The sequence below is a fragment of the Pseudomonas sp. HD57-3 genome (genome assembly GCF_056113135.1).
This window is the reverse complement of sequence record NZ_CM148568.1, coordinates 6219131-6239397: the sequence shown is the minus strand read 5'-3', so window position 1 is coordinate 6239397 and position 20267 is coordinate 6219131. Positions and strand designations below refer to the sequence as shown.

At 59.7% G+C, this 20267-nt stretch carries 19 protein-coding genes; 12 read left to right on the top strand and 7 right to left on the bottom strand.

Annotation, left to right across the window (positions count from 1 at the left end):
* Positions 1–139 precede the first annotated feature (139 nt).
* The 8 genes from tkt (at position 140) to AC0R79_RS28315 (ending at position 8027) form a co-directional block, all read left to right on the top strand.
* Positions 140–2137 carry a transketolase gene (gene tkt / locus AC0R79_RS28350; RefSeq protein ID WP_474732566.1) on the top strand — a complete coding sequence of 666 codons (1998 nt, stop codon included), beginning with the start codon at positions 140–142 and terminating at the stop codon, positions 2135–2137.
* A gap of 151 nt (positions 2138–2288) precedes the next feature.
* Positions 2289–3341 (top strand): erythrose-4-phosphate dehydrogenase, encoded by a 1053-nt coding sequence (gene epd, locus AC0R79_RS28345; RefSeq protein WP_179693422.1) that lies wholly within the window; start codon positions 2289–2291, stop codon positions 3339–3341.
* A gap of 12 nt (positions 3342–3353) precedes the next feature.
* A complete protein-coding gene (locus AC0R79_RS28340) occupies positions 3354–4517 on the top strand; it encodes a phosphoglycerate kinase (RefSeq protein WP_011336326.1) in 1164 nt (387 codons plus the stop codon).
* A 34-nt stretch (positions 4518–4551) separates the two neighbouring features.
* Positions 4552–4773 carry a hypothetical protein gene (locus tag AC0R79_RS28335; protein WP_007959706.1) on the top strand — a complete coding sequence of 74 codons (222 nt, stop codon included), beginning with the start codon at positions 4552–4554 and terminating at the stop codon, positions 4771–4773.
* Positions 4774–4829: 56 nt separating this feature from the next.
* On the top strand, positions 4830–5162 hold the full coding sequence (locus tag AC0R79_RS28330; protein ID WP_011336325.1) for an MliC family protein: 333 nt from the start codon (positions 4830–4832) through the stop codon (positions 5160–5162).
* 125 nt (positions 5163–5287) lie between these two features.
* Entirely contained in the window at positions 5288–6352 is a 1065-nt protein-coding gene (gene fba, locus AC0R79_RS28325) for a class II fructose-bisphosphate aldolase (protein ID WP_007959708.1), read from the top strand.
* Between the two features lie 159 nt (positions 6353–6511).
* Positions 6512–6763, top strand: coding sequence for a helix-turn-helix transcriptional regulator (locus AC0R79_RS28320; RefSeq protein ID WP_102619726.1), 252 nt, complete (start codon positions 6512–6514; stop codon positions 6761–6763).
* Positions 6756–8027, top strand: a complete 1272-nt coding sequence (locus AC0R79_RS28315) for a type II toxin-antitoxin system HipA family toxin (RefSeq protein WP_127800340.1) — start codon at positions 6756–6758, stop codon at positions 8025–8027. The genes AC0R79_RS28320 and AC0R79_RS28315 overlap by 8 nt, the downstream gene beginning before the upstream one ends.
* Positions 8028–8122: 95 nt before the next feature.
* On the opposite strand, the gene AC0R79_RS28310 is transcribed toward AC0R79_RS28315, so the two are convergent.
* From AC0R79_RS28310 to AC0R79_RS28300, 3 genes are all read right to left on the bottom strand, one after another.
* Positions 8123–8596, bottom strand: a complete 474-nt coding sequence (locus tag AC0R79_RS28310) for a hypothetical protein (RefSeq protein ID WP_474732565.1) — start codon at positions 8594–8596, stop codon at positions 8123–8125.
* Positions 8597–9028: 432 nt separating this feature from the next.
* Positions 9029–9385, bottom strand: a complete 357-nt coding sequence (locus AC0R79_RS28305) for a DUF6124 family protein (protein WP_474732564.1) — start codon at positions 9383–9385, stop codon at positions 9029–9031.
* Positions 9386–9749: 364 nt separating this feature from the next.
* The gene (locus tag AC0R79_RS28300) at positions 9750–10418 is read right to left on the bottom strand and encodes a polysaccharide lyase family 7 protein (RefSeq protein WP_007959711.1); all 669 of its coding nucleotides are present in this window, start codon (positions 10416–10418) and stop codon (positions 9750–9752) included.
* A 351-nt stretch (positions 10419–10769) separates the two neighbouring features.
* Between AC0R79_RS28300 and AC0R79_RS28295 the strand changes: the two genes are divergently transcribed.
* The 3 genes from AC0R79_RS28295 to AC0R79_RS28285 are packed head-to-tail and all read left to right on the top strand — an operon-like array spanning position 10770 to position 13747.
* Positions 10770–12893 (top strand): putative bifunctional diguanylate cyclase/phosphodiesterase, encoded by a 2124-nt coding sequence (locus tag AC0R79_RS28295; RefSeq protein ID WP_085608895.1) that lies wholly within the window; start codon positions 10770–10772, stop codon positions 12891–12893.
* A gap of 41 nt (positions 12894–12934) precedes the next feature.
* On the top strand, positions 12935–13426 hold the full coding sequence (locus tag AC0R79_RS28290) for a M48 metallopeptidase family protein (RefSeq protein WP_007959720.1): 492 nt from the start codon (positions 12935–12937) through the stop codon (positions 13424–13426).
* A 24-nt stretch (positions 13427–13450) separates the two neighbouring features.
* Positions 13451–13747 (top strand): winged helix-turn-helix domain-containing protein, encoded by a 297-nt coding sequence (locus AC0R79_RS28285; protein ID WP_007894945.1) that lies wholly within the window; start codon positions 13451–13453, stop codon positions 13745–13747.
* 42 nt (positions 13748–13789) lie between these two features.
* Here AC0R79_RS28285 and AC0R79_RS28280 read toward each other — a convergent pair whose 3' ends face one another.
* Positions 13790–14242, bottom strand: a complete 453-nt coding sequence (locus AC0R79_RS28280) for a GNAT family N-acetyltransferase (protein WP_011336314.1) — start codon at positions 14240–14242, stop codon at positions 13790–13792.
* 256 nt (positions 14243–14498) lie between these two features.
* Here AC0R79_RS28280 and AC0R79_RS28275 point away from each other — a divergent pair, with 256 nt between their 5' ends.
* Positions 14499–15236 carry a substrate-binding periplasmic protein gene (locus AC0R79_RS28275; RefSeq protein ID WP_474732563.1) on the top strand — a complete coding sequence of 246 codons (738 nt, stop codon included), beginning with the start codon at positions 14499–14501 and terminating at the stop codon, positions 15234–15236.
* Between the two features lie 6 nt (positions 15237–15242).
* On the opposite strand, the gene yccS is transcribed toward AC0R79_RS28275, so the two are convergent.
* From yccS to dbpA, 3 genes are all read right to left on the bottom strand, one after another.
* Positions 15243–17426: a YccS family putative transporter gene (yccS, locus tag AC0R79_RS28270; protein ID WP_474732562.1), complete on the bottom strand. Its 2184-nt coding sequence runs from the start codon at positions 17424–17426 to the stop codon at positions 15243–15245.
* A 110-nt stretch (positions 17427–17536) separates the two neighbouring features.
* Positions 17537–18715 carry a BaiN/RdsA family NAD(P)/FAD-dependent oxidoreductase gene (locus AC0R79_RS28265; RefSeq protein ID WP_474732561.1) on the bottom strand — a complete coding sequence of 393 codons (1179 nt, stop codon included), beginning with the start codon at positions 18713–18715 and terminating at the stop codon, positions 17537–17539.
* A 158-nt stretch (positions 18716–18873) separates the two neighbouring features.
* Positions 18874–20259: an ATP-dependent RNA helicase DbpA gene (gene dbpA, locus AC0R79_RS28260; protein WP_007959732.1), complete on the bottom strand. Its 1386-nt coding sequence runs from the start codon at positions 20257–20259 to the stop codon at positions 18874–18876.
* Between the last annotated feature and the right edge of the window lie 8 nt (positions 20260–20267).

Genomic DNA, 20267 nt, shown 5'->3' with positions numbered 1-20267 from the left:
GGTTTCACCAACCGAAACCGATGTTATCCATGGGAAAAACGCCTCCGGATGACTATCTGTCATTGCCCCGAGGCGCTCGGGTGAGGGAAAATGCCCTCCTTTTTTCCGTTTCAATCTATTCACACCCAGGAGATCAGCGATGCCTAGCCGTCGTGAGCGTGCCAACGCCATTCGTGCCCTCAGCATGGATGCCGTGCAAAAAGCCAACAGCGGCCATCCCGGTGCCCCTATGGGTATGGCAGATATCGCCGAAGTGCTTTGGCGCGACTACCTCAAGCACAACCCGACCAATCCATCGTTCGCCGACCGTGACCGCTTCGTGCTGTCCAACGGCCACGGCTCGATGTTGATCTACTCGCTGCTGCACCTGACCGGCTACGACCTGTCGATCGACGACCTGAAGCAATTCCGTCAACTGCACAGCCGCACCCCGGGCCACCCGGAATTCGGTTACACCCCGGGCGTTGAAACCACCACCGGCCCGCTGGGTCAGGGTCTGGCCAACGCCGTGGGCTTCGCCCTGGCTGAAAAGGTACTGGGCGCACAGTTCAACCGTCCTGGCCACAACATCGTCGACCACCACACCTACGTGTTCCTGGGTGATGGCTGCATGATGGAAGGCATTTCCCACGAAGTCGCTTCCCTGGCCGGCACTCTGGGCCTGGGCAAGCTGATCGCTTTCTACGATGACAACGGCATCTCCATCGACGGCGAAGTCGAAGGCTGGTTCACCGATGACACGCCGAAGCGTTTCGAGTCGTACAACTGGCAAGTGATCCGCAACGTCGACGGTCACGATCCGGAAGAGATCAAGACCGCCATCGAGACGGCTCGCAAGAGCCCGCTGCCGACCCTGATCTGCTGCAAGACCACCATCGGTTTCGGTTCGCCGAACAAGCAAGGCAAGGAAGATTGCCACGGCGCCCCGCTGGGTGACGCGGAAATCGCCCTGACCCGTCAGGCGCTGAACTGGAACCACGGTCCGTTCGAAATCCCGGCCGACATCTATGCCGAGTGGGATGCCAAGGAAAAAGGCCGCGCCGCCGAAGCCGAGTGGGATCAGCGTTTCGCTGCTTACTCCGCCGCGTTCCCGACCGAAGCCAACGAACTGATCCGTCGCCTGAGCGGCGAGCTGCCGGCCGACTTCTCCGAGAAGGCTGACGCTTACATCGCCGACGTTGCTGCCAAAGGCGAAACCATCGCCAGCCGTAAAGCCAGCCAGAACGCCCTGAACGCGTTCGGCCCGCTGCTGCCGGAAGTGCTGGGCGGTTCGGCTGACCTGGCCGGTTCCAACCTGACCCTGTGGAAAGGCTGCAAAGGCGTCAGCGCCGAAGACGCCAGCGGCAACTACATGTACTACGGCGTGCGCGAATTCGGCATGACCGCCATCATGAACGGCGTTGCCCTGCACGGCGGTCTGGTGCCTTACGGCGCGACCTTCCTGATGTTCATGGAATACGCCCGCAACGCAGTGCGCATGTCCGCTCTGATGAAGCAGCGCGTGATCCACGTCTACACCCACGACTCCATCGGTCTGGGCGAAGACGGCCCGACGCACCAGCCGATCGAGCAACTGACCAGCCTGCGCAGCACGCCGAACCTCGACACCTGGCGTCCAGCCGATGCCGTTGAATCGGCCGTGGCCTGGAAAAACGCTCTGGAGCGCAAGGACGGCCCTTCGGCGCTGATCTTCTCGCGTCAGAACCTGCAGCACCAGACCCGTGATGCCGGCCAGATCGCCGACATCCGTCGTGGTGGTTACGTGCTGAAGGACTGCGCAGGCGAGCCTGAGCTGATCCTGATCGCGACCGGTTCGGAAGTCGGTCTGGCCGTTCAGGCCTACGACAAACTCACCGAGCAGGGCCGCAAGGTGCGCGTGGTTTCCATGCCATGCACCAGCGCGTTCGACGCTCAGGACGCCAGCTACAAGCAATCGGTCCTGCCGTTGCAGGTCGGTGCGCGTATCGCGATCGAAGCGGCCCACGCCGACTTCTGGTTCAAGTACGTGGGTCTGGAAGGTCGCGTGATCGGCATGACCACCTACGGCGAATCGGCTCCGGCTTCGGCACTGTTCGAAGAGTTCGGCTTCACCCTGGAAAACATCCTGGGTCAGGCTGAAGAGCTGCTGGAAGACTGATCCAGATCAGGTGTCGTCTTAACTGACGCCATCGCGGGCAAGCCCGCTCCCACATGGGCGATGTAGATCCCTGTGGGAGCGGGCTTGCCCGCGATGGCGGTCGGTCAGGCAACATCGCTTTGACTGATACACCACGGTAATCGAGAACCCCATGCCTCAACCGCGTCCCTACAAAGTTGCACTCAACGGCTACGGCCGGATTGGTCGTTGCGTCTTGCGTGCGTTGTTCGAGCGAGGCGAAAAGGCCGGGTTTGAGATTGTCGCGATCAACGATCTGGCCGACATGGCCAGCATCGAATACCTGACACGCTTCGACTCCACTCATGGCCGGTTCCCCGGCGAAGTGAAGGTCGACGGCGATTGTCTGCATATTAATGGCGACTGCGTGAAGGTCCTGCGCAGTGCCACCCCCGAAGGCATCGATTGGGCGTCGCTTGGCGTCGATCTGGTGCTCGAATGCTCCGGCGCCTACCACACCCGCGCAGACGGCCAGCGTTTCCTCGACGCCGGCGCGCCGCGTGTGCTGTTTTCGCAGCCGATGGCCAGCGAGGCGGATGTCGACGCCACCATCGTCTACGGCGTCAATCAGGATTGCCTGACCGGCGACGAACTGCTGGTGTCCAACGCCTCCTGCACCACCAACTGCGGCGTGCCGCTGTTGCGGCTGCTGGATCAGGCGGTCGGCCTGGATTACGTGTCGATCACCACGATTCACTCGGCGATGAACGATCAGCCGGTGATCGACGCCTATCACCACGAAGACCTGCGCCGCACCCGTTCGGCGTTCCAGTCGGTGATCCCGGTGTCCACCGGTCTGGCGCGTGGTATCGAGCGCCTGCTGCCGGAACTTGCCGGGCGAATTCAGGCCAAAGCCGTACGCGTGCCGACGGTCAACGTGTCCTGCCTCGACATCACGATGCAGACCGCGAGCGACACCGACGCCGGCGAGGTCAACCGGATCCTGCGCGACGCCGCCACCAGCGGCCCGCTCAAAGGTCTGTTGGCCTACACCGAATTGCCTCACGCCAGTTGTGATTTCAACCATGACCCACATTCGGCCATCGTCGATGCCAGTCAGACCCGCGTTTCCGGCCCACGGCTGGTGAACATCCTGGCCTGGTTCGACAACGAATGGGGTTTTGCCAACCGAATGCTGGATGTTGCAGAACACTATCTGCAAACAGCGACTTCAAAAAAACCGTAGGAAGTGCGACCCATGACCGTGTTGAAGATGTCCGACCTCGATCTGCAAGGTAAGCGCGTATTGATCCGCGAAGACCTCAACGTCCCAGTCAAGGACGGTGTTGTCACCAGCGATGCGCGTATCCTGGCTTCGCTGCCGACCATCAAGCTGGCCCTGGAAAAAGGCGCGGCCGTGATGGTCTGCTCGCACCTGGGTCGTCCGACCGAAGGCGAATTCTCTGCCGAGAACAGCCTCAAGCCTGTCGCTGACTACCTGAGCAAGGCCCTGGGCCGCGAAGTGCCGCTGGTGGCTGATTACCTGGGCGGCGTTGACGTCAAGGCCGGCGACATCGTGCTGTTCGAAAACGTGCGCTTCAACAAGGGCGAGAAAAAGAACGCCGACGAACTGGCCCAACAATACGCCGCCCTGTGTGACGTGTTCGTGATGGACGCTTTCGGCACCGCTCACCGCGCCGAAGGTTCGACCCACGGCGTCGCCAAGTTCGCCAAGGTCGCCGCTGCCGGCCCGCTGCTGGCCGCTGAGCTCGACGCACTGGGCAAAGCCCTGGGCGCCCCGGCCAAGCCGATGGCGGCCATCGTTGCCGGTTCCAAGGTCTCGACCAAACTCGACGTGCTGAACAGCCTGAGCCAGATCTGCGATCAACTGATCGTCGGCGGCGGCATTGCCAACACCTTCCTGGCTGCGGCTGGTCACCCGGTCGGCAAGTCGCTGTACGAGCCGGACCTGCTGGACACCGCTCGCGCCATCGCCGCCAAGGTCAGCGTGCCGCTGCCGGTCGACGTGGTGGTTGCCAAGGAATTCGCCGAGAGCGCTGAAGCGACCGTGAAACTGATCGCTGACGTCGCTGCCGATGACATGATCCTCGACATCGGCCCGCAAACCGCGGCCAACTTCGCCGAACTGCTGAAGTCGTCGAAAACCATCCTGTGGAACGGTCCGGTCGGCGTGTTCGAATTCGACCAGTTCGGCAACGGCACCAAAGTGCTGGCCGAAGCCATCGCAGAAAGCGCGGCGTTCTCGATTGCCGGCGGTGGCGACACCTTGGCCGCCATCGATAAATATGGCGTGGCTGAAAAGATCTCCTACATTTCCACCGGCGGTGGCGCGTTCCTCGAATTCGTCGAAGGCAAGGTGCTGCCGGCCGTTGAAGTCCTGGAAAGCCGGGCCAAGGCCTGAGGCCGCCCGATTGGCCAGGCAAAGGAGTGTTCAGATGGTCAAGTCGTTAGCGCTGTTGTTGCTGACCGGTACGCTGGCGGCCTGCGGGAGTAACCCCAAGGCCGAGCCGACACCGGCACCCGGCGAGGCACAGAAAGGCTGCTACCAGGCCGACTGGCAGGCCGAAACCAACCCGGTGCTGAACAAGCGCTCGGGCCCGGACGGTCTGGACAAGTACGAGACGCAAACCCCGGCCAAGGAACATGGTTGTCCTTGACCGGTCTGACTCTTTACTCAAGTCCGGCGGCGTGCGCTGCCGGTCGAGGAACACGGATGAAAGGCTTGATCGCCGTTGCGGCACTGGGATTGTTGGGTGGTTGCGCGCAGTGGAACCCGTTCCAGTCGTCCGCCCCTGTGGATAACTGGACCACCTGGACCTGCGACAGCCAGGCCAAGGTGCTGTGGCGCTTCACCGATGCCGCCCGCAAGGAAGTCGATGTGCGCCTGGGCGGCGGCGATCAGGTCTATCGCCTGAAAGAAGAGCCGGGTGCCTCGGGTGCGCTGTACAGCGACGACATGCTGGCGTTTCACATTAAAGGTGAGGAAGGCCTGGTCTACTGGGTCGCCACCAATGATCTGATCGGTCGGGGCTGCAAAGCCGAATAAAACAGAATTTGCTTTATCGAATCACCAGGCCGGGCCTCAACCCCCGATCTGCAATCACTTGAATAGCCGCCGCCGCTCCGGCAGGCTGGCACGATTAACGACCCAAACCGGGAGAGACACACACAATGGCACTTATCAGCATGCGCCAGATGCTGGACCACGCAGCCGAGTTCGGCTACGGCGTTCCAGCCTTCAACGTCAACAACCTTGAGCAGATGCGCGCCATCATGGAAGCCGCTGACAAGACTGACTCCCCGGTGATCGTTCAGGCTTCGGCCGGTGCCCGCAAATACGCCGGCGCCCCGTTCCTGCGTCACCTGATCCTGGCGGCAATCGAAGAATTCCCGCACATCCCGGTGTGCATGCACCAAGACCACGGCACCAGCCCTGACGTCTGCCAGCGCTCGATCCAGCTGGGCTTCAGCTCGGTCATGATGGACGGCTCCCTCGGCGAAGACGGCAAAACGCCGACCGACTACGAATACAACGTTCGCGTGACCCAACAAACCGTGGCCATGGCTCACGCCTGCGGCGTATCGGTAGAAGGCGAGCTGGGCTGCCTGGGTTCGCTGGAAACCGGCATGGCCGGTGAAGAAGACGGCATCGGCGCCGAAGGCGTTCTGGATCACAGCCAGATGCTGACCGACCCGGAAGAAGCCGCTGACTTCGTCAAGAAGACTCAGGTTGATGCCCTGGCCATCGCCATCGGCACCAGCCACGGCGCCTACAAGTTCACCAAGCCACCTACCGGTGACGTGTTGGCGATCGACCGCATCAAGGAAATCCACAAACGCATCCCGAACACCCACCTGGTGATGCACGGTTCCTCGTCGGTTCCACAAGAGTGGCTGGCGATCATCAACCAGTACGGCGGCGACATCAAAGAAACCTACGGCGTACCGGTTGAAGAAATCGTCGAAGGCATCAAGCACGGCGTGCGCAAGGTCAACATCGACACCGACCTGCGCCTGGCATCCACCGGCGCCATGCGTCGCCTGATGGCCACCAACCCGAGCGAATTCGACCCGCGTAAATTCTTCGGCGAAACCGTGAAGGCGATGCGCGATGTATGTATCGCTCGTTACGAAGCTTTCGGTACTGCCGGCAACGCTTCGAAGATCAAGCCGATCTCGCTGGAAAGCATGTATCAGCGTTATCTGAAGGGTGAGTTGAACGCCAAGGTCAATTGAGACTGGGGGTTTAGCTGATTTGAAAGAAACCCGCCGTGAGGCGGGTTTTTTTTGCCTGGAGTTTTATCAAGCAGTCGACTGACGTAAGGCGCTTGAAATGTCACCCATAACGGACATAATCGATTCTAGATTTTAAAAAGTCCCATATGGGTGACATTTATGCTGCTCCCCAATCCCGCTGTTTTCGGTGAAAGAATTCGGCAATTGCGTCGGGCAAAAGGCTACAGCCAAGCGATATTGGCCCACAGAGCCAAATGCAGCCGCAAAACCATCATTGACCTTGAGGCCGGCGAGAATGTCGCGCTCTACACCGCGTTCAGGGTGTTGTCAGCGCTGGGCATGGCACTGGAAATTGTCGATAACCGCATTGATCTCAAATCCCTGGCCGATCTGGTAGAGCACGATGAGTAAAGTCAAAAGGCTCAACGTCACCACGCCGCAAGGCTTCTCCGGCGAGTTGTCCAGGGGATCGCAGTTTTCTTTTGCCTATGAAACCGCCGATGCAACAAGGGAAGTCTCTCTGGTCATGCCCTATGATCCGACGCCCTCGGTGAGCAACGTGCTGCATCCGATCTTCGATATGAATGTGCCTGAAGGGTTTCTGGCGGATCAGATCAAGCGCCGGATGGCCAAGCACATGCAAGTCGATGAGATGCGCCTGTTATCTGTTATCGGCGGGAACCAGATCGGGCGCCTCACCTACCAGAATCCGATAGAAACTCCGGTATCCGTGCGTGCGCAAGTCGGATTGCAGGAGATCCTGTCTGCCGATGTTTCGCAGGGCGTTTTCGAGTTTCTGGTCGACACCTATTTCGAGTCGGGCATTTCAGGTGTACAGCCCAAGGTGCTGGTTCCGGACCTGGACAAGCTCACCGGCAATCGAAAAACCATGCTCAGCTCCGACCTGATCGTCAAGTCAGGCGCGGATGAGTACGCACATCTGGCTCAGAACGAATTTCTCTGCCTGGAAGCGGCTCGTCTCGCAGGGCTGGAAACACCACCGTTCTGGCTGTCCGAAAACGGCGATTTGTTTGTGATGGAGCGCTTTGACCTGACCGAGGCCGGTCGGCTCGGGTTTGAAGACATGGCCGTTCTGTTGGGACTCAACAAGGATCCCCATGACAACTACAAGTATTCGCAGAGCTACGAAACTCTCGCGGCCGTGATTGGCCAGGTCTGTCGGCATGGTGATGCGCTTCGAGAGTTGGAGCGTTTTTTCGCTTCGGTCTGCCTTTCGGTCATGGTTCGAAACGGGGATGCGCATCTAAAGAACTTCGGCGTGATTTATACCCATCCAGAAGCTCTGGAAACCGTGCAATTGGCACCCGTTTTCGATGTCACCACCACAACCGTTTACGAAAACTACAATCCCAAATCAGGCCGCTCCTTGGTTGATCGCACGTTGGCCATCAAGATGAACAAGGTGAAAACCTATCCGGATCGCCAGCAGCTGATCGAGTTTGGTCGCAAGCATTGCTCAGTGGAGAAGCCATCCGTGATCATCGAGCGGATCGCCGAGGCGATGACTCAAGCGTTGGCGAATCATCAGGCGCGAGTGAATGGCGAGTTGTTTGCTGATATGCAGCGGGAATGGGATGCGGGGCGGGTAGTGGCACTGAATGACTCCGTCGGCTCAGGAATGAAGCGAAAGCCAGTCGGCACGACGCGTATTTGATACCTGTCGTCTGAGTTAAAACTAAAGTAAAGCGGGGGGCAGATTAATTTAATCGAACAGCAGATAAATAAATCTGTCCCTTTTTATTACTCTTTTTATTGTCCGGAGAGCTTGAGGCCGTTCGCGTCGTACTGAGTGCCGAGTGGGTCGCCGTACGAGTTTTTTGGTTCCAAGCGCTGACCGGTAGCATCCGACTCAACTTTGGACACGAATCTCAGGTCCAGTGCCCCATCATTGTTTTGGATATCGTTGTCGTTGATTTGCATCCACAAATCTTCGCCGCCCAGAAAATAACTGTTGCGTTCCAGTGATTCCACGCTGCCGTTGTTACCGATACGGATCAACGCCTGGCCGCATTTGGCATTGGGGCCGGAGTAGGGGAAACTTCTGTCGCCTTCGACTTTGATGATGTAGTAGTTCCCGGTATTACCCTGACCGTTACTGTTGCAGGAGCGAGCCGTGCGTTCGCTGGTATTGAAGCACCACATGCCGTCAGCAAATAGGCGCCCTTCCGAGGGAGTTCGGCCGACGTTTTGCCAGCCCTGATTTGCGTAAAGTTTGCTGTTCATTTTCATTCTCCTGTCATCATTCGGAAAAATATCAGTTTGTTGTTTTGCAAATTTTTTAATGTCCCGTAGGTGAATTTAGATTCCTGTATATATAAGCATCTTTCAGAGTTGACAGATGCTTATATGGTTTTTTTGCGATCGGCAGATAAATAAATCTGTCCACTCTTAGTTGTCATCTGGATGTGAGCCTATGGTTTGTGTTTATAAGGTTTTCAGCAACTGTAAGATCTGACAGTTTTTTATGTTTTTTTGGTATTTATGTAATTCTATTTAGTTACCAACGTACGCCTGTTTTTTTAATTATTGATTGCGCTTGATGGCTGGAGCTTTTCGTTTTGTGAGCAATTGGGCCCAATTGCGTTTTTGCTGGTAAAACCCGCCAGTGGCGGGTTTTGTTGTAGATGAGTTGCTCCGGCCAGTCGCCGATTACACTTATGGCTCGACGTGATCCAGCGCCTGATTCACCGCGAGTTCTCCAAGCATCACCAACTGCGCAATGCCTATCGCGGTTTTGCGGTCGGCTGGGGCGAGGGTGGCGGCGAAGTTGTTGAGCATTTCGCTGGCGGAGCCGAGGGTTTCGCTGGCGTTGGCCAACAGGGATTCGGTGTTGTAGGCGGGATTGGCGAAGTACATGCGGTCGGGTTCGTTGACCGTGGCCATGATGCGGGCGCCGGGGCAGAGGTAATGGTCGAGGGCGCGTTCGGCGGCTTCGTTGAGTTTTTTGGGGTCGATGGAATCGTAGGGGGAGGCCGGGTCTGTGACCGGCGGATGAGGCGTCGATTGAATCATGTTTCGTCTCCGGGAAATGGAGCCGACACCGGATCGCTACTAAACGATGGGGTGGCAGCTGAACGCAGGTTAGTAGACCGGGGAGACGCGAACCGGCGCGCCCGAAAGCGCCCTGCGTACAGCTACCATCAAGCGCAGATATCGAGATATCTCACTTTCTGGAGTGCAAATACGCCTCGCGAACCCTCGGGCTACTAAACCCGATCACTGCGAATCAGTGACCCGAATCAAGTTACCGATGGCCCTCCAGGCGCACAAGCCGGCGGATTCTGGCGTACCGGTAGGCAGCGACGCAAGCCGTTGTAGGCTTCGGGACGTTACGCGCACTGCCTTTAAACAGCGGCCTTAAACGTGCGCGCCACCGCTATTTATCGTGATCGATGTCCAGCTTGCTGAACGTCACCTGCCCACCTTCGCTGGTGTACCCGGTGTTGTCCTGCACATACACACCCGCCTTGAAATACAGCGGTTTGTTGCGCCACGTTGCGCTGATCTGCGAATCCCACTGATACCCGGCCGCACTCACACCCAGTGCGCCGCCGGGGCTCAGGTGAATGAGGTAGTTGAATTCGCGATTGAGTTTGATCCCGGTGGCGAGGGTGATGACGCGGCTTTCGTCCTGATCCGGATGGGTGCGCAGTTTGATCACCAGGTTGCCGGTCTCGGTTTTGTCTTTGTATTGGTACTCAAGCTTGAGCATCGGCTTCTGGCTTTCATAGGCGTGGATCTGGCCGATGACGATCTTGCCGGAGCTGGGCACCTTGTTGACCGAGAGGGTCGCGCGCAGCAGGTTGTCGGCGTCCGGGTAATACCAGTTGCGCAAGGTGCCGTTGCTGTAGGTTTCGCGCAGTTCGGTGCGCGGGTAGATGGCGTTTTCGGTTTTCGAGCCGGTCACCGGGGACCAGAAGAACAGGGTGCCGGTGTCGGAATGGAAGTACTGATCCTTGAAGCCGTTCACCAGTTTGGAGGTTTCGACGGTGTAGGGCGGGCTGCCAACGGGAACGCTGAGGTTCCAGGTTGCGAGGTCGATCATGTCGGTTCTTCCACTCTCTTGCTGTTGCACGCGCGTGCCAGAAGCTCTAGCTCGCGGGTCTTGGGGGCGGCCTTTATAAGCGTAGAGGGATTTTTTGTTAACGGCCGTCTGGCGGATGATTGGCGTCAACATCCTGTCGAAATGCCACCTTTCCCGGTTTTCGGGGGCTTCAGCGGTGACCGTTAGTCGGCTGCCTATCGGTTTGGTTAAATGATGGCTGGATGACAGCTATTGCTTTTACAGATCCCGGACTAGAGTGAAGGCTCAGTGACTGTACGGTTTTCACGAGAAACCGCCCGGAACACTGATCCGAGATGCCCCGACACGAGATGTCCCGACAAGAGAAGCAGCATGGAATGCGCGCAACCCCAGCCAGGTGAAGGCAGCTCAGTCCTTTTGATCGTTGATGATTACCCTGAAAATCTGATCAGCATGCGCGCGTTGCTGCAGCGCCAGGACTGGCAGGTGATGACCGCGGCTTCCGGTTTCGAAGCCCTTAGCCTGCTGCTCGAGCACGACGTCGATCTGGTGCTGCTGGATGTGCAGATGCCGGGCATGGACGGTTTCGAAGTCGCGCGGCTGATGCGCGGCAGTCAGCGCACGCGCCTGACCCCGATCATTTTCCTCACCGCCAACGAGCAGTCCCAGGACGCCGTGATCAAGGGCTACGCCAGCGGCGCGGTGGATTACCTGTTCAAACCGTTCGATCCGCAGATTCTCAAACCGAAAGTCCAGGCGTTGCTGGAGCACCAGCGCAATCGCCGGGCCTTGCAGCGCTTGAGTCAGGATCTGGAATCGGCGCGGGCCTTCAATGCCTCGGTGCTGGATAACGCCGCCGAAGGCATTCTGGTGCTGGGCGAGGATGGCTTGATTCGCTTCGCCAACCCGGCGATTTCCCGGTTGCTGAATGCGCCAGTGAAGGAGCTGGAAGGGCAGGAGTTTCTCGATTTCCTGCAGAAACCCCACATTCCGCTGTGGGCCGATTCCGAGTTTTATGCCAGTTACAAACGCGGCGAGACGTTGCGCTTACACGACGCGTTGCTGCGTACCGCGCCGGGGCAGCAAGTGCCGGTGGCTTTGTCCTGCGCGCCGCTGCCGAGTGAACAGCACGCGATGGTGGTGACGGTGCTGGACATGTCGGTGGTGCGCCATCTGCATCAACAGCTGGAATTTCAGGCGGTCACCGACCCGCTGACCGGGCTGCTCAATCGCCGGGGTTTTTACCAGACTGTGGAAAATCTGCTGTTGCGTGGCGAGCGCACGGACAGCAGTTGGGTGCTGATGTACCTCGATCTCGACGGCTTCAAGAGGGTCAATGATTCCCTCGGCCATGATGCCGGAGACCGGGTGTTGCGCTGGGTCTCCGAACAATTGAAAGCCTGCCTGCGGCCATTCGACATTCTGGCGCGGATGGGCGGCGATGAATTCACTGCGCTGCTGGATCTGGAATTCCCCGAACAAGCGGCGAAGATCGCCGAAAAGCTCATCGAACGGGTGTCGATCTGTCAGCAGATCGAAGGGCTCGATATCGCTCTGGGCGCGAGTATCGGCATCGCCACCTACCCGGATTGCGGCAACAACCTCGACGGTTTGATGCGCGCCTCGGACATTGCCATGTACGAAGCCAAGCGTGCCGGGCGTCAGCAATATCGCTTCTACGATCATGAAATGAACGGCCGCGCGCGCTCACGGCTGATGCTGGAAGAGAGCGTGCGCAACGCCATCGAGAACCGCGATTTCAATCTGGTCTACCAGCCGCAAGTGGCGATTGGCGACGGCCGGATTCGTGGTTTCGAGGCCCTGCTGCGCTGGCAACACCCGAGCGTCGGCGACGTGCCGCCGGGGCTGTTCCTGCCGTTGCTGGAGGAGGCGACGTTGATCAGCCGGCTCGGCAGCTGGATCTATCACCGCAGCGCCGGGCAGCGTAAGGCCTGGGAGTCCGAGTTTTCCAAAGATCTGGTCATCGGCGTGAGCCTGAGCAACACCCAGTTCGGCCTGCCAAATCTGGTCACTGAATTGCGCCAGGTGCTGGAGCGCCATGGTTTGCAGCCACACCAGATGGAAGTGGAAGTGACCGAGGAGGCGCTGACGATCAATCCGGACGAGACCCGCAAACAGCTGAAGCTGCTACGCAATCTCGGGGTGCGGGTGGCGCTGGACGATTTCGGTTCCGGGTCCTGCTCGCTGGCGCATCTGCGCGATCTGGAACTGGATACCCTCAAACTCGATCGGCACCTGATCGCCCGATTGCCGGACTCGTCTCGCGACGCTTCGCTAGTGCGCACGGTCATCGACCTGTGCAAGGAATACGGCTTGCTGGTGATTGCCGAAGGCGTTGAAACCGTCGAGCAATATCAGTGGCTGCAAGCCCATGGTTGCGAGTACGTGCAAGGCTTCCTGGTGGCGCGGCCGTTGGTCGCCGAGGACACCGCACGCTTTACCGAGCCGTTCGACTGGAGCGCGTTGGCCGGTTGAATTCGCTACACTGGCGGCCTTTTCATGACCCGTGCCGCCCCATGACTGCGTTGAAATACCTCCAGGCCTATCCCGCGAATCTGCAGGATCAGGTGCGCCAATTGATCGCCGACAACCGCCTCGGTGATTACCTGAGCCAACGCTATCCGGGTCGCCACGATGTGCAGAGCGACAAGGCGTTGTACGGCTACGCGCTGGACTTGAAACAGGAATACCTGCGCAACGCCCCGGCCATCGACAAGGTCCTGTTCGACAATCGCCTCGACCTGACCCATCGCGCCCTCGGCCTGCACACCACGGTTTCGCGGGTGCAGGGAGGCAAGCTCAAGGCCAAGAAAGAGATCCGCATTGCCTCGCTGTTCAAGGACGCCGCGCCGGAGTTTCTGAAGATGATCGTCGTCCACGAGCTGGCGCACTTCAAGGAGTCGGATCACAACAAGGCGTTCTATAAGTTATGTGAGCACATGCTGCCGGGCTACCACCAGGTCGAGTTCGACCTGCGGGTGTACCTGACGTGGCGGGACATGCAATAAGACATCAAACAACGGAGCGCATGCATGGACGTAAGCAAGACCAAGAGCAGTTTCTACCGGCGCTTGTACGTGGCGTACCTGATCGACAGCGGCCTGGCGAGCAGCGTGCCGGCGCTGACCGAAGTCACCGGCATGCCCCGGCGCACGGCGCAGGACACGATTGCGGCGCTGGCGGATCTGGATATCGTCTGTGAATTCGAACAGGAAGAGGGCGCGCGCAATCATGCGGGGCGCTATCGGATTCGCGAGTGGGGGGCGATTGATCGGGGGTGGATCGAGCGGAATTTGCGGCAGATCAAGGCTGTTCTCGAGTATCCCTGACCTGAGCAGTCCCTTCGCGGGCAAGCCCGCGAAGGGGGAATCTCAAGAGCGCCGCATCCCGATGTGCGGAATGTCATCCTCCAGATATTCCTCACCCGCCACCACAAACCCGTACCGCCCGTAATACCCCTGCAAATGCGCCTGGGCCGACAGGTAGATCGGCACTTCAGGCCAACGCTTCTCGGCCTGTTTCAACGCCTGCTCCATCATTTCATGCCCCAACCCTTTGCCACGCCCGGCCGGCGCCGTGAGCACGCGGCCGATCACCACGTCGCCACCCTGGGATTCCGGATCCAGCAGGCGCAGGTACGCCACCAGTTGATCACCGTCCCAACCCATCAGATGGCAGGTGTCGCCGTCCAGATCCTGACCGTCCGGATCCAGATACGCGCAGCGCTGTTCGACCACGAACACTTCCGAGCGCAATTTCAAAATGGCGTACAGCTGCTCCAGTCCCAGATCACTGTGATGTTTGCAGACCCACTCGATTGTCATCTTCCGATTCCTTGAACTACGTCGCCCGATACTAAGCGCAGCGCCGAAATATGTCTGTATGGCTGAGAAATCTGTGACAAAGGCCAAAATGCCATCATTCCAATATCGCGGCGCGCCGTACTTTGTGTAATCTGCTGGGAAGCGCTGTGCAATGGCTTCAATGAGCTAATGTTAGGGCCTGGGATTCGCCGGTAAGGGGCCTTGGGGTTTTGACTGAAAACACGCCGGGCGGCCCGCCCGCTAAGGATTTTCAAGCATGCCGCGATTGCATCGAGCTTTTGCTTTGATCGGATTGCTGTTGCTGGGTCAAAGCGCTGCAGCGGAGAAATTGCGTCTGGTGTTCGACGTCTGGCCGCCCTTTACCGATGACACGCTGGTCAACGGTGGGCTGGCGACGGACATCGTCAGCACAGCCCTGGCCCGTGCCGGTTATGCCAGCGGTTACGAGCAAGTGCCGTGGGCGCGGGCGTTGATGGGGGTTGGCGAAGGACGTTACGACGTGCTGGTCAACGCCTGGTACAACGACGAGCGCACGAAGCTGGGGCAGTTTTCTGCCGAGTACCTGCTCAATCGCGTGCGTTTTCTCAAGCGCAAAGACGCGCCCATCGAATACAACAACCTGCAGGAACTGCACACCTATCCGATTGCGGTAGTGCGCGGCTACGCCTATTCGGCGCCGTTCGATGCCGACACCGCGTTGCAGAAAGTCCCTGTGCATAACTTCGCCATGGCCGTGCGCATGCTGGCGGCGGACCGGGTCAAGCTGACCCTGGAAGACGAATACGTCGCCCGCTATTACCTGGCCCGGGAATCACCGAAGGTGCGCAGCGCGGTGGAGTTCCTGCCCAAGCCGTTGAGCGAGAACAGCCTGCACATTCTGGTCAGCCTGAAGAACCCGCAGCACGAACAGATCGTGGCCGGGTTCGACAAGGCGATTGCATCGATGAAGGCCGATGGCAGCTATGACAAGTTGCTCAGGCAGCACGGAATGTGAGGCGGCTCAATCTTCGGCTGTGTCTTTGATCAGGTGCGCCGCCAGCGTGCGCAACGGCCCGAGCTGGCGGCAGATGAGCGCCAGTTGCGTCTGCACCAGCCGCTGGCCTTCGTCGATTTCGTCCGGCATTTGCTCAAGCTCATTGGCCAGCGCTTCTTCCTCATCGCTCTGAATCGCAATCGGCTGTTTACTCGCCAGCCCCTGGGCGATCTCATCGATGCTCGCCGCCAGACTCACCCCGGCGCCGTCGATCAGGTGTTCGCGCACCTCGGCCGGCAGTTGGGTTTCCCGGTGTGCGCCTAGCCCTGACAGATAGCTGAGCAAGGTGTGCGACAGCACCAGGAAGCGGAAGCCCACGTCGGCTTCCTTCCGGAAATGCCCCGGCTCCATCAGCATGTTCGCCAGCGTCGTGGAGAGTGCCGCGTCAGCGTTGTGCGCATTGCGTCGTGCCAGGCGATAGGCGAGGTCGTCGCTCTTGCCGACGGCGTATTGCTGCATGATCTGACGCAAGTAAATGCTGTTGCAGGTGAGGGTGTTGGCCAGCACTTTGTTCAGGCGCCGACCCTGCCAGTCCGGCAGGAACAGGAACACCGCCAGCCCCGCGATCAGGCTGCCGAGCAAGGTATCGAACAGCCTTGGCACAAACAGACCATAACCATCGCCGACCTGGTTGAAGCAGAACAGCACCATGATCGTGATCGCGGCGGTCGCCACGGTGTAGCGGGTGGTGCGGTTGGTAAAGAACACCACGCCGGCGGCGATGGCGAAGCACGACTGCACCAGCGGATTCGGGAACAGATCGAACAGCGCCCAGGCAATCGTCAGGCCGATCGCCGTGCCGAAAATCCGCTGACCGAGTTTGCGCCGGGTCGCGCCGTAGTTCGGCTGGCAGACGAACAGTGTGGTGAGGATGATCCAGTAACCCTGCGACGGGTGAATCAGGTGCACCATGCCGTAGCCGATGCTCAACGCCAGCGGCAAACGCAGGGCATGGCGGAACAGCAGCGAGGTCGGCGTCAGCTGCGTGCGCAGACGAATCCAAACGTCCTTGAAGTTGCGCGGCGAACGGTCGAGCAGGCTGCTGTCGGTGGCATCGGCCAGGGCGTCGGGATTGCTGGCGTCGCTGAGCAAACGGTCGAGGGTGCCGAGGTTGGCCGCCAGTGCGCGCAGTGAACGCAGCAGTCCGCGCCAGGCCGGGTTGCTCTGGATGCGCAGGTGTTCGAGGGAAGCGTGCAGGTCGCTCAGGGCTTCGGCGAAACTCGCGTCGTAGATGAACGGCTGGCGCATCTGGATCGATTCGGCCAGCGCCCGGCAGGCCTTGCCTTGCTGACGCAACAGGCGCTGGCAGCGGAACAGCACGTCGCTGTGGAAAAACGCATCAGCCAGGGCGTTATAGGGGTAGTGCGAAGAACTGGCGCGTTCGTGAATGTCTTGCGCCAGGAAGTACAGCTTCAGGTAACGGCTGACTTTCGAGCCAGGACGACCGTTGCCGACCCGGTGCAGGATGATTTCCTTGGCGCTGTTCAGGGCTGCGACGACCCGCCCGTTCTGCTGGGCCAGTTCCAGTCGCCGTGCTTCGACGTCCATCTGACGGATCGGCTCGAACAGCGAGGATTTCAGCTTCAGGTAATAGCCGAGTTCACGGAACAGCCGCGCCAGACTTTGCTGCACCGGCTGATTGGAAAACATCGCCTGCCACAGCACCGACAGCAGGCCGTACCACGCGGCGCCGGCCACCAGCAGCATCGGCTCGTGCCAGAAGTCCGTGACCGCGCCACCGCGCTGATCCACGCCGATCATGGTGTAGACGGAAAGAATCAGGGTCGCCGAAGCGATCGCGCCATAACGCTCGCCGAGTGCCCCGAGCATGGTCAGGCCGAAACTGGCCAGTGCCAAAGCGATGACGAACACGATGGGGTAGGGGAACAGCAATTCCACGGACAGCGCCGCGACGCTGAAACACACCAGCGTCACCGCCAATGCATTGAGGCGGCCCTGCCAACTGTCGTCGGTCTCGGCCAGGGCGCTGGCGATAATTCCGAGGAACAGCGGGATCAGCAGCCCCATTTCATCCTGATACCAGCACAGCGCCATGCTGCCGGTCAGGGCGATAAACACCCGCACGCTGTAGCTGAATTTATCCAGCGCCCACAGGCGCCGCAAAGACTGACGAAACGAGGTCGAGGACATGAAGTGCGAAGGCCTTCCGAGGCGATGCCGCTAAATTGAGCCAGTAATGACGCCGACGCAATGGCGCCGATCACATCTGACAGCAAAAAGTGTTCCGCACGGCCTTCGAATCAGACGTATTGTGCCGCCGCGTAGCCAGAGGCCCACGCCCACTGGAAGTTGAATCCGCCGAGATGCCCGGTGACATCCAGCACTTCACCAACGAAGTAGAGGCCCGGGCTTTTCAGCGATTCCATGGTCTTGGACGAGACTTCGCGGGTGTCGACGCCACCCAGCGTCACTTCGGCGGTGCGGTAGCCTTCGGTGCCGGCCGGGACGACTTTCCAGCTGCCGAGCTTTTCGGCGATGTCCGCCAGTTCGGTGTGGGTGTACTGCTTCATCGGTTTGGAGACGAACCAGTTGTCCGCCAACAGGTTGGCCATCTTCTTGGTGAAGATTTCGCCGAGCAGGGTTTTCAGTTCACTGTTCGGGCGCTCGGCGGTTTGCTGTTGCAGCCAGCTCGCGGCGTCGTGGTCGGGCAGCAGGTTGATTTCGACCGTGTCGCCCGGCTCCCAGAACGAGGAAATCTGCAGAATCGCAGGCCCGCTCAGACCACGGTGAGTGAACAGGATGTTCTCGCGAAAGCTCTGGTCGTTGCAGCTGACCAGACAATCCACCGAGGTGCCGGACAGCTCGGTGCACAAATCCTTGAGCTGATCGGTGATGGTGAACGGCACCAGACCGGCGCGGGTCGGCAGCAGGTCATGACCAAACTGTTTGGCGACCTGATAACCGAAACCGGTCGCGCCCAGCGTCGGGATCGACAGGCCGCCGGTGGCGATCACCAGCGACTGGCACTGGATCTGGCTGAGAGTCGTGTCGAGCAGGTAACCGCCCTCGACCTTCTCGATGGTCTGGATCGACGTGTCGAGGTGCAGATTGACGCCGACCTGATCGCACTCGTCCAGCAGCATGCCGAGGATGTCGCTGGATTTGTTATCGCAGAACAGTTGGCCGAGTTTTTTCTCGTGATACGGCACGCCGTGCTTGGCGACCATGCCGATGAAATCCCATTGGGTGTAGCGGGCCAGCGCGGATTTGCAGAAGTGCGCATTCTGCGAGAGAAAATTGCTCGGTTCGGTGTACATGTTGGTGAAGTTGCAGCGCCCACCGCCGGACATCAGGATTTTCTTGCCGGCCTTGTTCGCGTGGTCGAGCAGCATCACCTGACGCCCGCGCCCGGCGGCGGTCAGTGCACACATCAACCCTGCGGCGCCAGCGCCAATGATCACGACTTCGGTAGAGCGCAAAACGGTGTCCTCACACAAAATTCAAATTCACCGGAAACCAATGTGGGAGCGAGCCTGCTCGCGATGAGGTCGGCACATGCAACATAGTTGTTGGCTGACAGTCCGCCATCGCGAGCAGGCTCGCTCCCACAGGGGATCTTCCTTGGATGGTAGACCGCTTACAAGACGCGAACGCGCAGCGAACGACCCTTGATCTTGCCGTTATTCAAGCGCTGCAGCGCCTGCATGACCACGGTGCGCTCAACCGCCACATAGGACTGGAAGTCGAAGATCGCGATCTTGCCGACCTGGGCGCCCGGAATGCCGGCTTCACCGGTCAGTGCACCAAGAATGTCGCCCGGACGCACCTTGTCCTTGCGCCCGCCAGCGATGCACAGCGTGCTCATCGGCGGTTGCAGCGGGGCACCGCCCTGGGACTTGAGGTTATCCACCTGATCCCAGTTCAGCGGGGTTTTCTGCAATTGTTCGATGGCTTGCGCGCGGTGCGCTTCGGACGGCGCCACGAGGCTGACCGCGATACCTTTTTCGCCGGCACGACCGGTACGGCCAACACGGTGAATGTGGATTTCCGAATCGCGGGCCAGTTCGACGTTGATCACCATGTCCAGTGCATCGATGTCCAGACCACGGGCGGCAACGTCGGTGGCAACCAGTACCGAAGTACTGCGGTTGGCGAACATCGCCAGCACCTGATCGCGGTCACGCTGTTCCAGATCGCCGTGCAGGCCGACGGCGGAAATGCCTTTGGAGGTTAGGTGATCGACGGTTTCCTGCACTTGCTGCTTGGTGAAGCAGAACGCCACGGTGGAGGCCGGGCGGAAGTGGTGCAGGACCTTGGTCACCGCGCTCATGCGCTCTTCCGGGGAAATCTCGTAGAAGCGCTGTTCGATCTGGGTATCGTCGTGGAACGCTTCGGCTTTCACCGTTTGCGGATCGCGCATGAACTTCGACGCCAGTTGCTTGATGCCCACCGGGTAGGTGGCCGAGAACAGCAGGGTCTGACGACGGGCCGGGGTCTGCTCGATGATGTCTTCGATGGCGTCGTAGAAACCCATGTCGAGCATGCGGTCGGCTTCGTCGAGGATCAGCGTGTTGAGGCCGTCGAGAACCAGCGAACCCTTGCGCAGGTGCTGCTGGATGCGGCCCGGAGTGCCGACGATGATGTGCGCGCCGTGCTCCAGCGAGCCAATCTGCGGGCCGAACGACACGCCGCCGCACAGGGTCAGGACCTTGATGTTGTCTTCGGCACGGGCCAGACGACGGATTTCCTTGGCGACCTGGTCAGCCAGTTCCCGGGTCGGGCAAATCACCAGCGCCTGGCAACCGAAGTAGCGCGGATTGATCGGGTTCAGCAGGCCGATGCCGAACGCGGCGGTCTTGCCGCTGCCGGTCTTGGCCTGGGCGATCAGGTCCATCCCCTTGAGGATCACCGGCAAGCTCTGCGCCTGGATCGGCGTCATCTGGGCATAACCGAGGGAGTCGAGGTTAGCCAGCATGGCGGCGGACAGCGGCAAAGTATTAAAAGCGGTGGCGATGGTGGTCACGGGACTGG

Coding starts and splice junctions, on each gene's coding strand:
- AC0R79_RS28290 (WP_007959720.1), top strand. CDS start 12,935: ATGACTGCGTTGAAATACCTCCAGGCCTATCCCGCGAATCTGCAGGAT.
- AC0R79_RS28310 (WP_474732565.1), bottom strand. CDS start 8,596: ATGAACAGCAAACTTTACGCAAATCAGGGCTGGCAAAACGTCGGCCGA.
- AC0R79_RS28330 (WP_011336325.1), top strand. CDS start 4,830: ATGAAAGGCTTGATCGCCGTTGCGGCACTGGGATTGTTGGGTGGTTGC.
- yccS (WP_474732562.1), bottom strand. CDS start 17,426: ATGTCCTCGACCTCGTTTCGTCAGTCTTTGCGGCGCCTGTGGGCGCTG.
- fba (WP_007959708.1), top strand. CDS start 5,288: ATGGCACTTATCAGCATGCGCCAGATGCTGGACCACGCAGCCGAGTTC.
- epd (WP_179693422.1), top strand. CDS start 2,289: ATGCCTCAACCGCGTCCCTACAAAGTTGCACTCAACGGCTACGGCCGG.
- AC0R79_RS28300 (WP_007959711.1), bottom strand. CDS start 10,418: ATGATCGACCTCGCAACCTGGAACCTCAGCGTTCCCGTTGGCAGCCCG.
- AC0R79_RS28285 (WP_007894945.1), top strand. CDS start 13,451: ATGGACGTAAGCAAGACCAAGAGCAGTTTCTACCGGCGCTTGTACGTG.
- AC0R79_RS28305 (WP_474732564.1), bottom strand. CDS start 9,385: ATGATTCAATCGACGCCTCATCCGCCGGTCACAGACCCGGCCTCCCCC.
- AC0R79_RS28280 (WP_011336314.1), bottom strand. CDS start 14,242: ATGACAATCGAGTGGGTCTGCAAACATCACAGTGATCTGGGACTGGAG.
- AC0R79_RS28335 (WP_007959706.1), top strand. CDS start 4,552: ATGGTCAAGTCGTTAGCGCTGTTGTTGCTGACCGGTACGCTGGCGGCC.
- AC0R79_RS28315 (WP_127800340.1), top strand. CDS start 6,756: ATGAGTAAAGTCAAAAGGCTCAACGTCACCACGCCGCAAGGCTTCTCC.
- AC0R79_RS28295 (WP_085608895.1), top strand. CDS start 10,770: ATGGAATGCGCGCAACCCCAGCCAGGTGAAGGCAGCTCAGTCCTTTTG.
- AC0R79_RS28320 (WP_102619726.1), top strand. CDS start 6,512: ATGCTGCTCCCCAATCCCGCTGTTTTCGGTGAAAGAATTCGGCAATTG.
- tkt (WP_474732566.1), top strand. CDS start 140: ATGCCTAGCCGTCGTGAGCGTGCCAACGCCATTCGTGCCCTCAGCATG.
- AC0R79_RS28340 (WP_011336326.1), top strand. CDS start 3,354: ATGACCGTGTTGAAGATGTCCGACCTCGATCTGCAAGGTAAGCGCGTA.
- AC0R79_RS28275 (WP_474732563.1), top strand. CDS start 14,499: ATGCCGCGATTGCATCGAGCTTTTGCTTTGATCGGATTGCTGTTGCTG.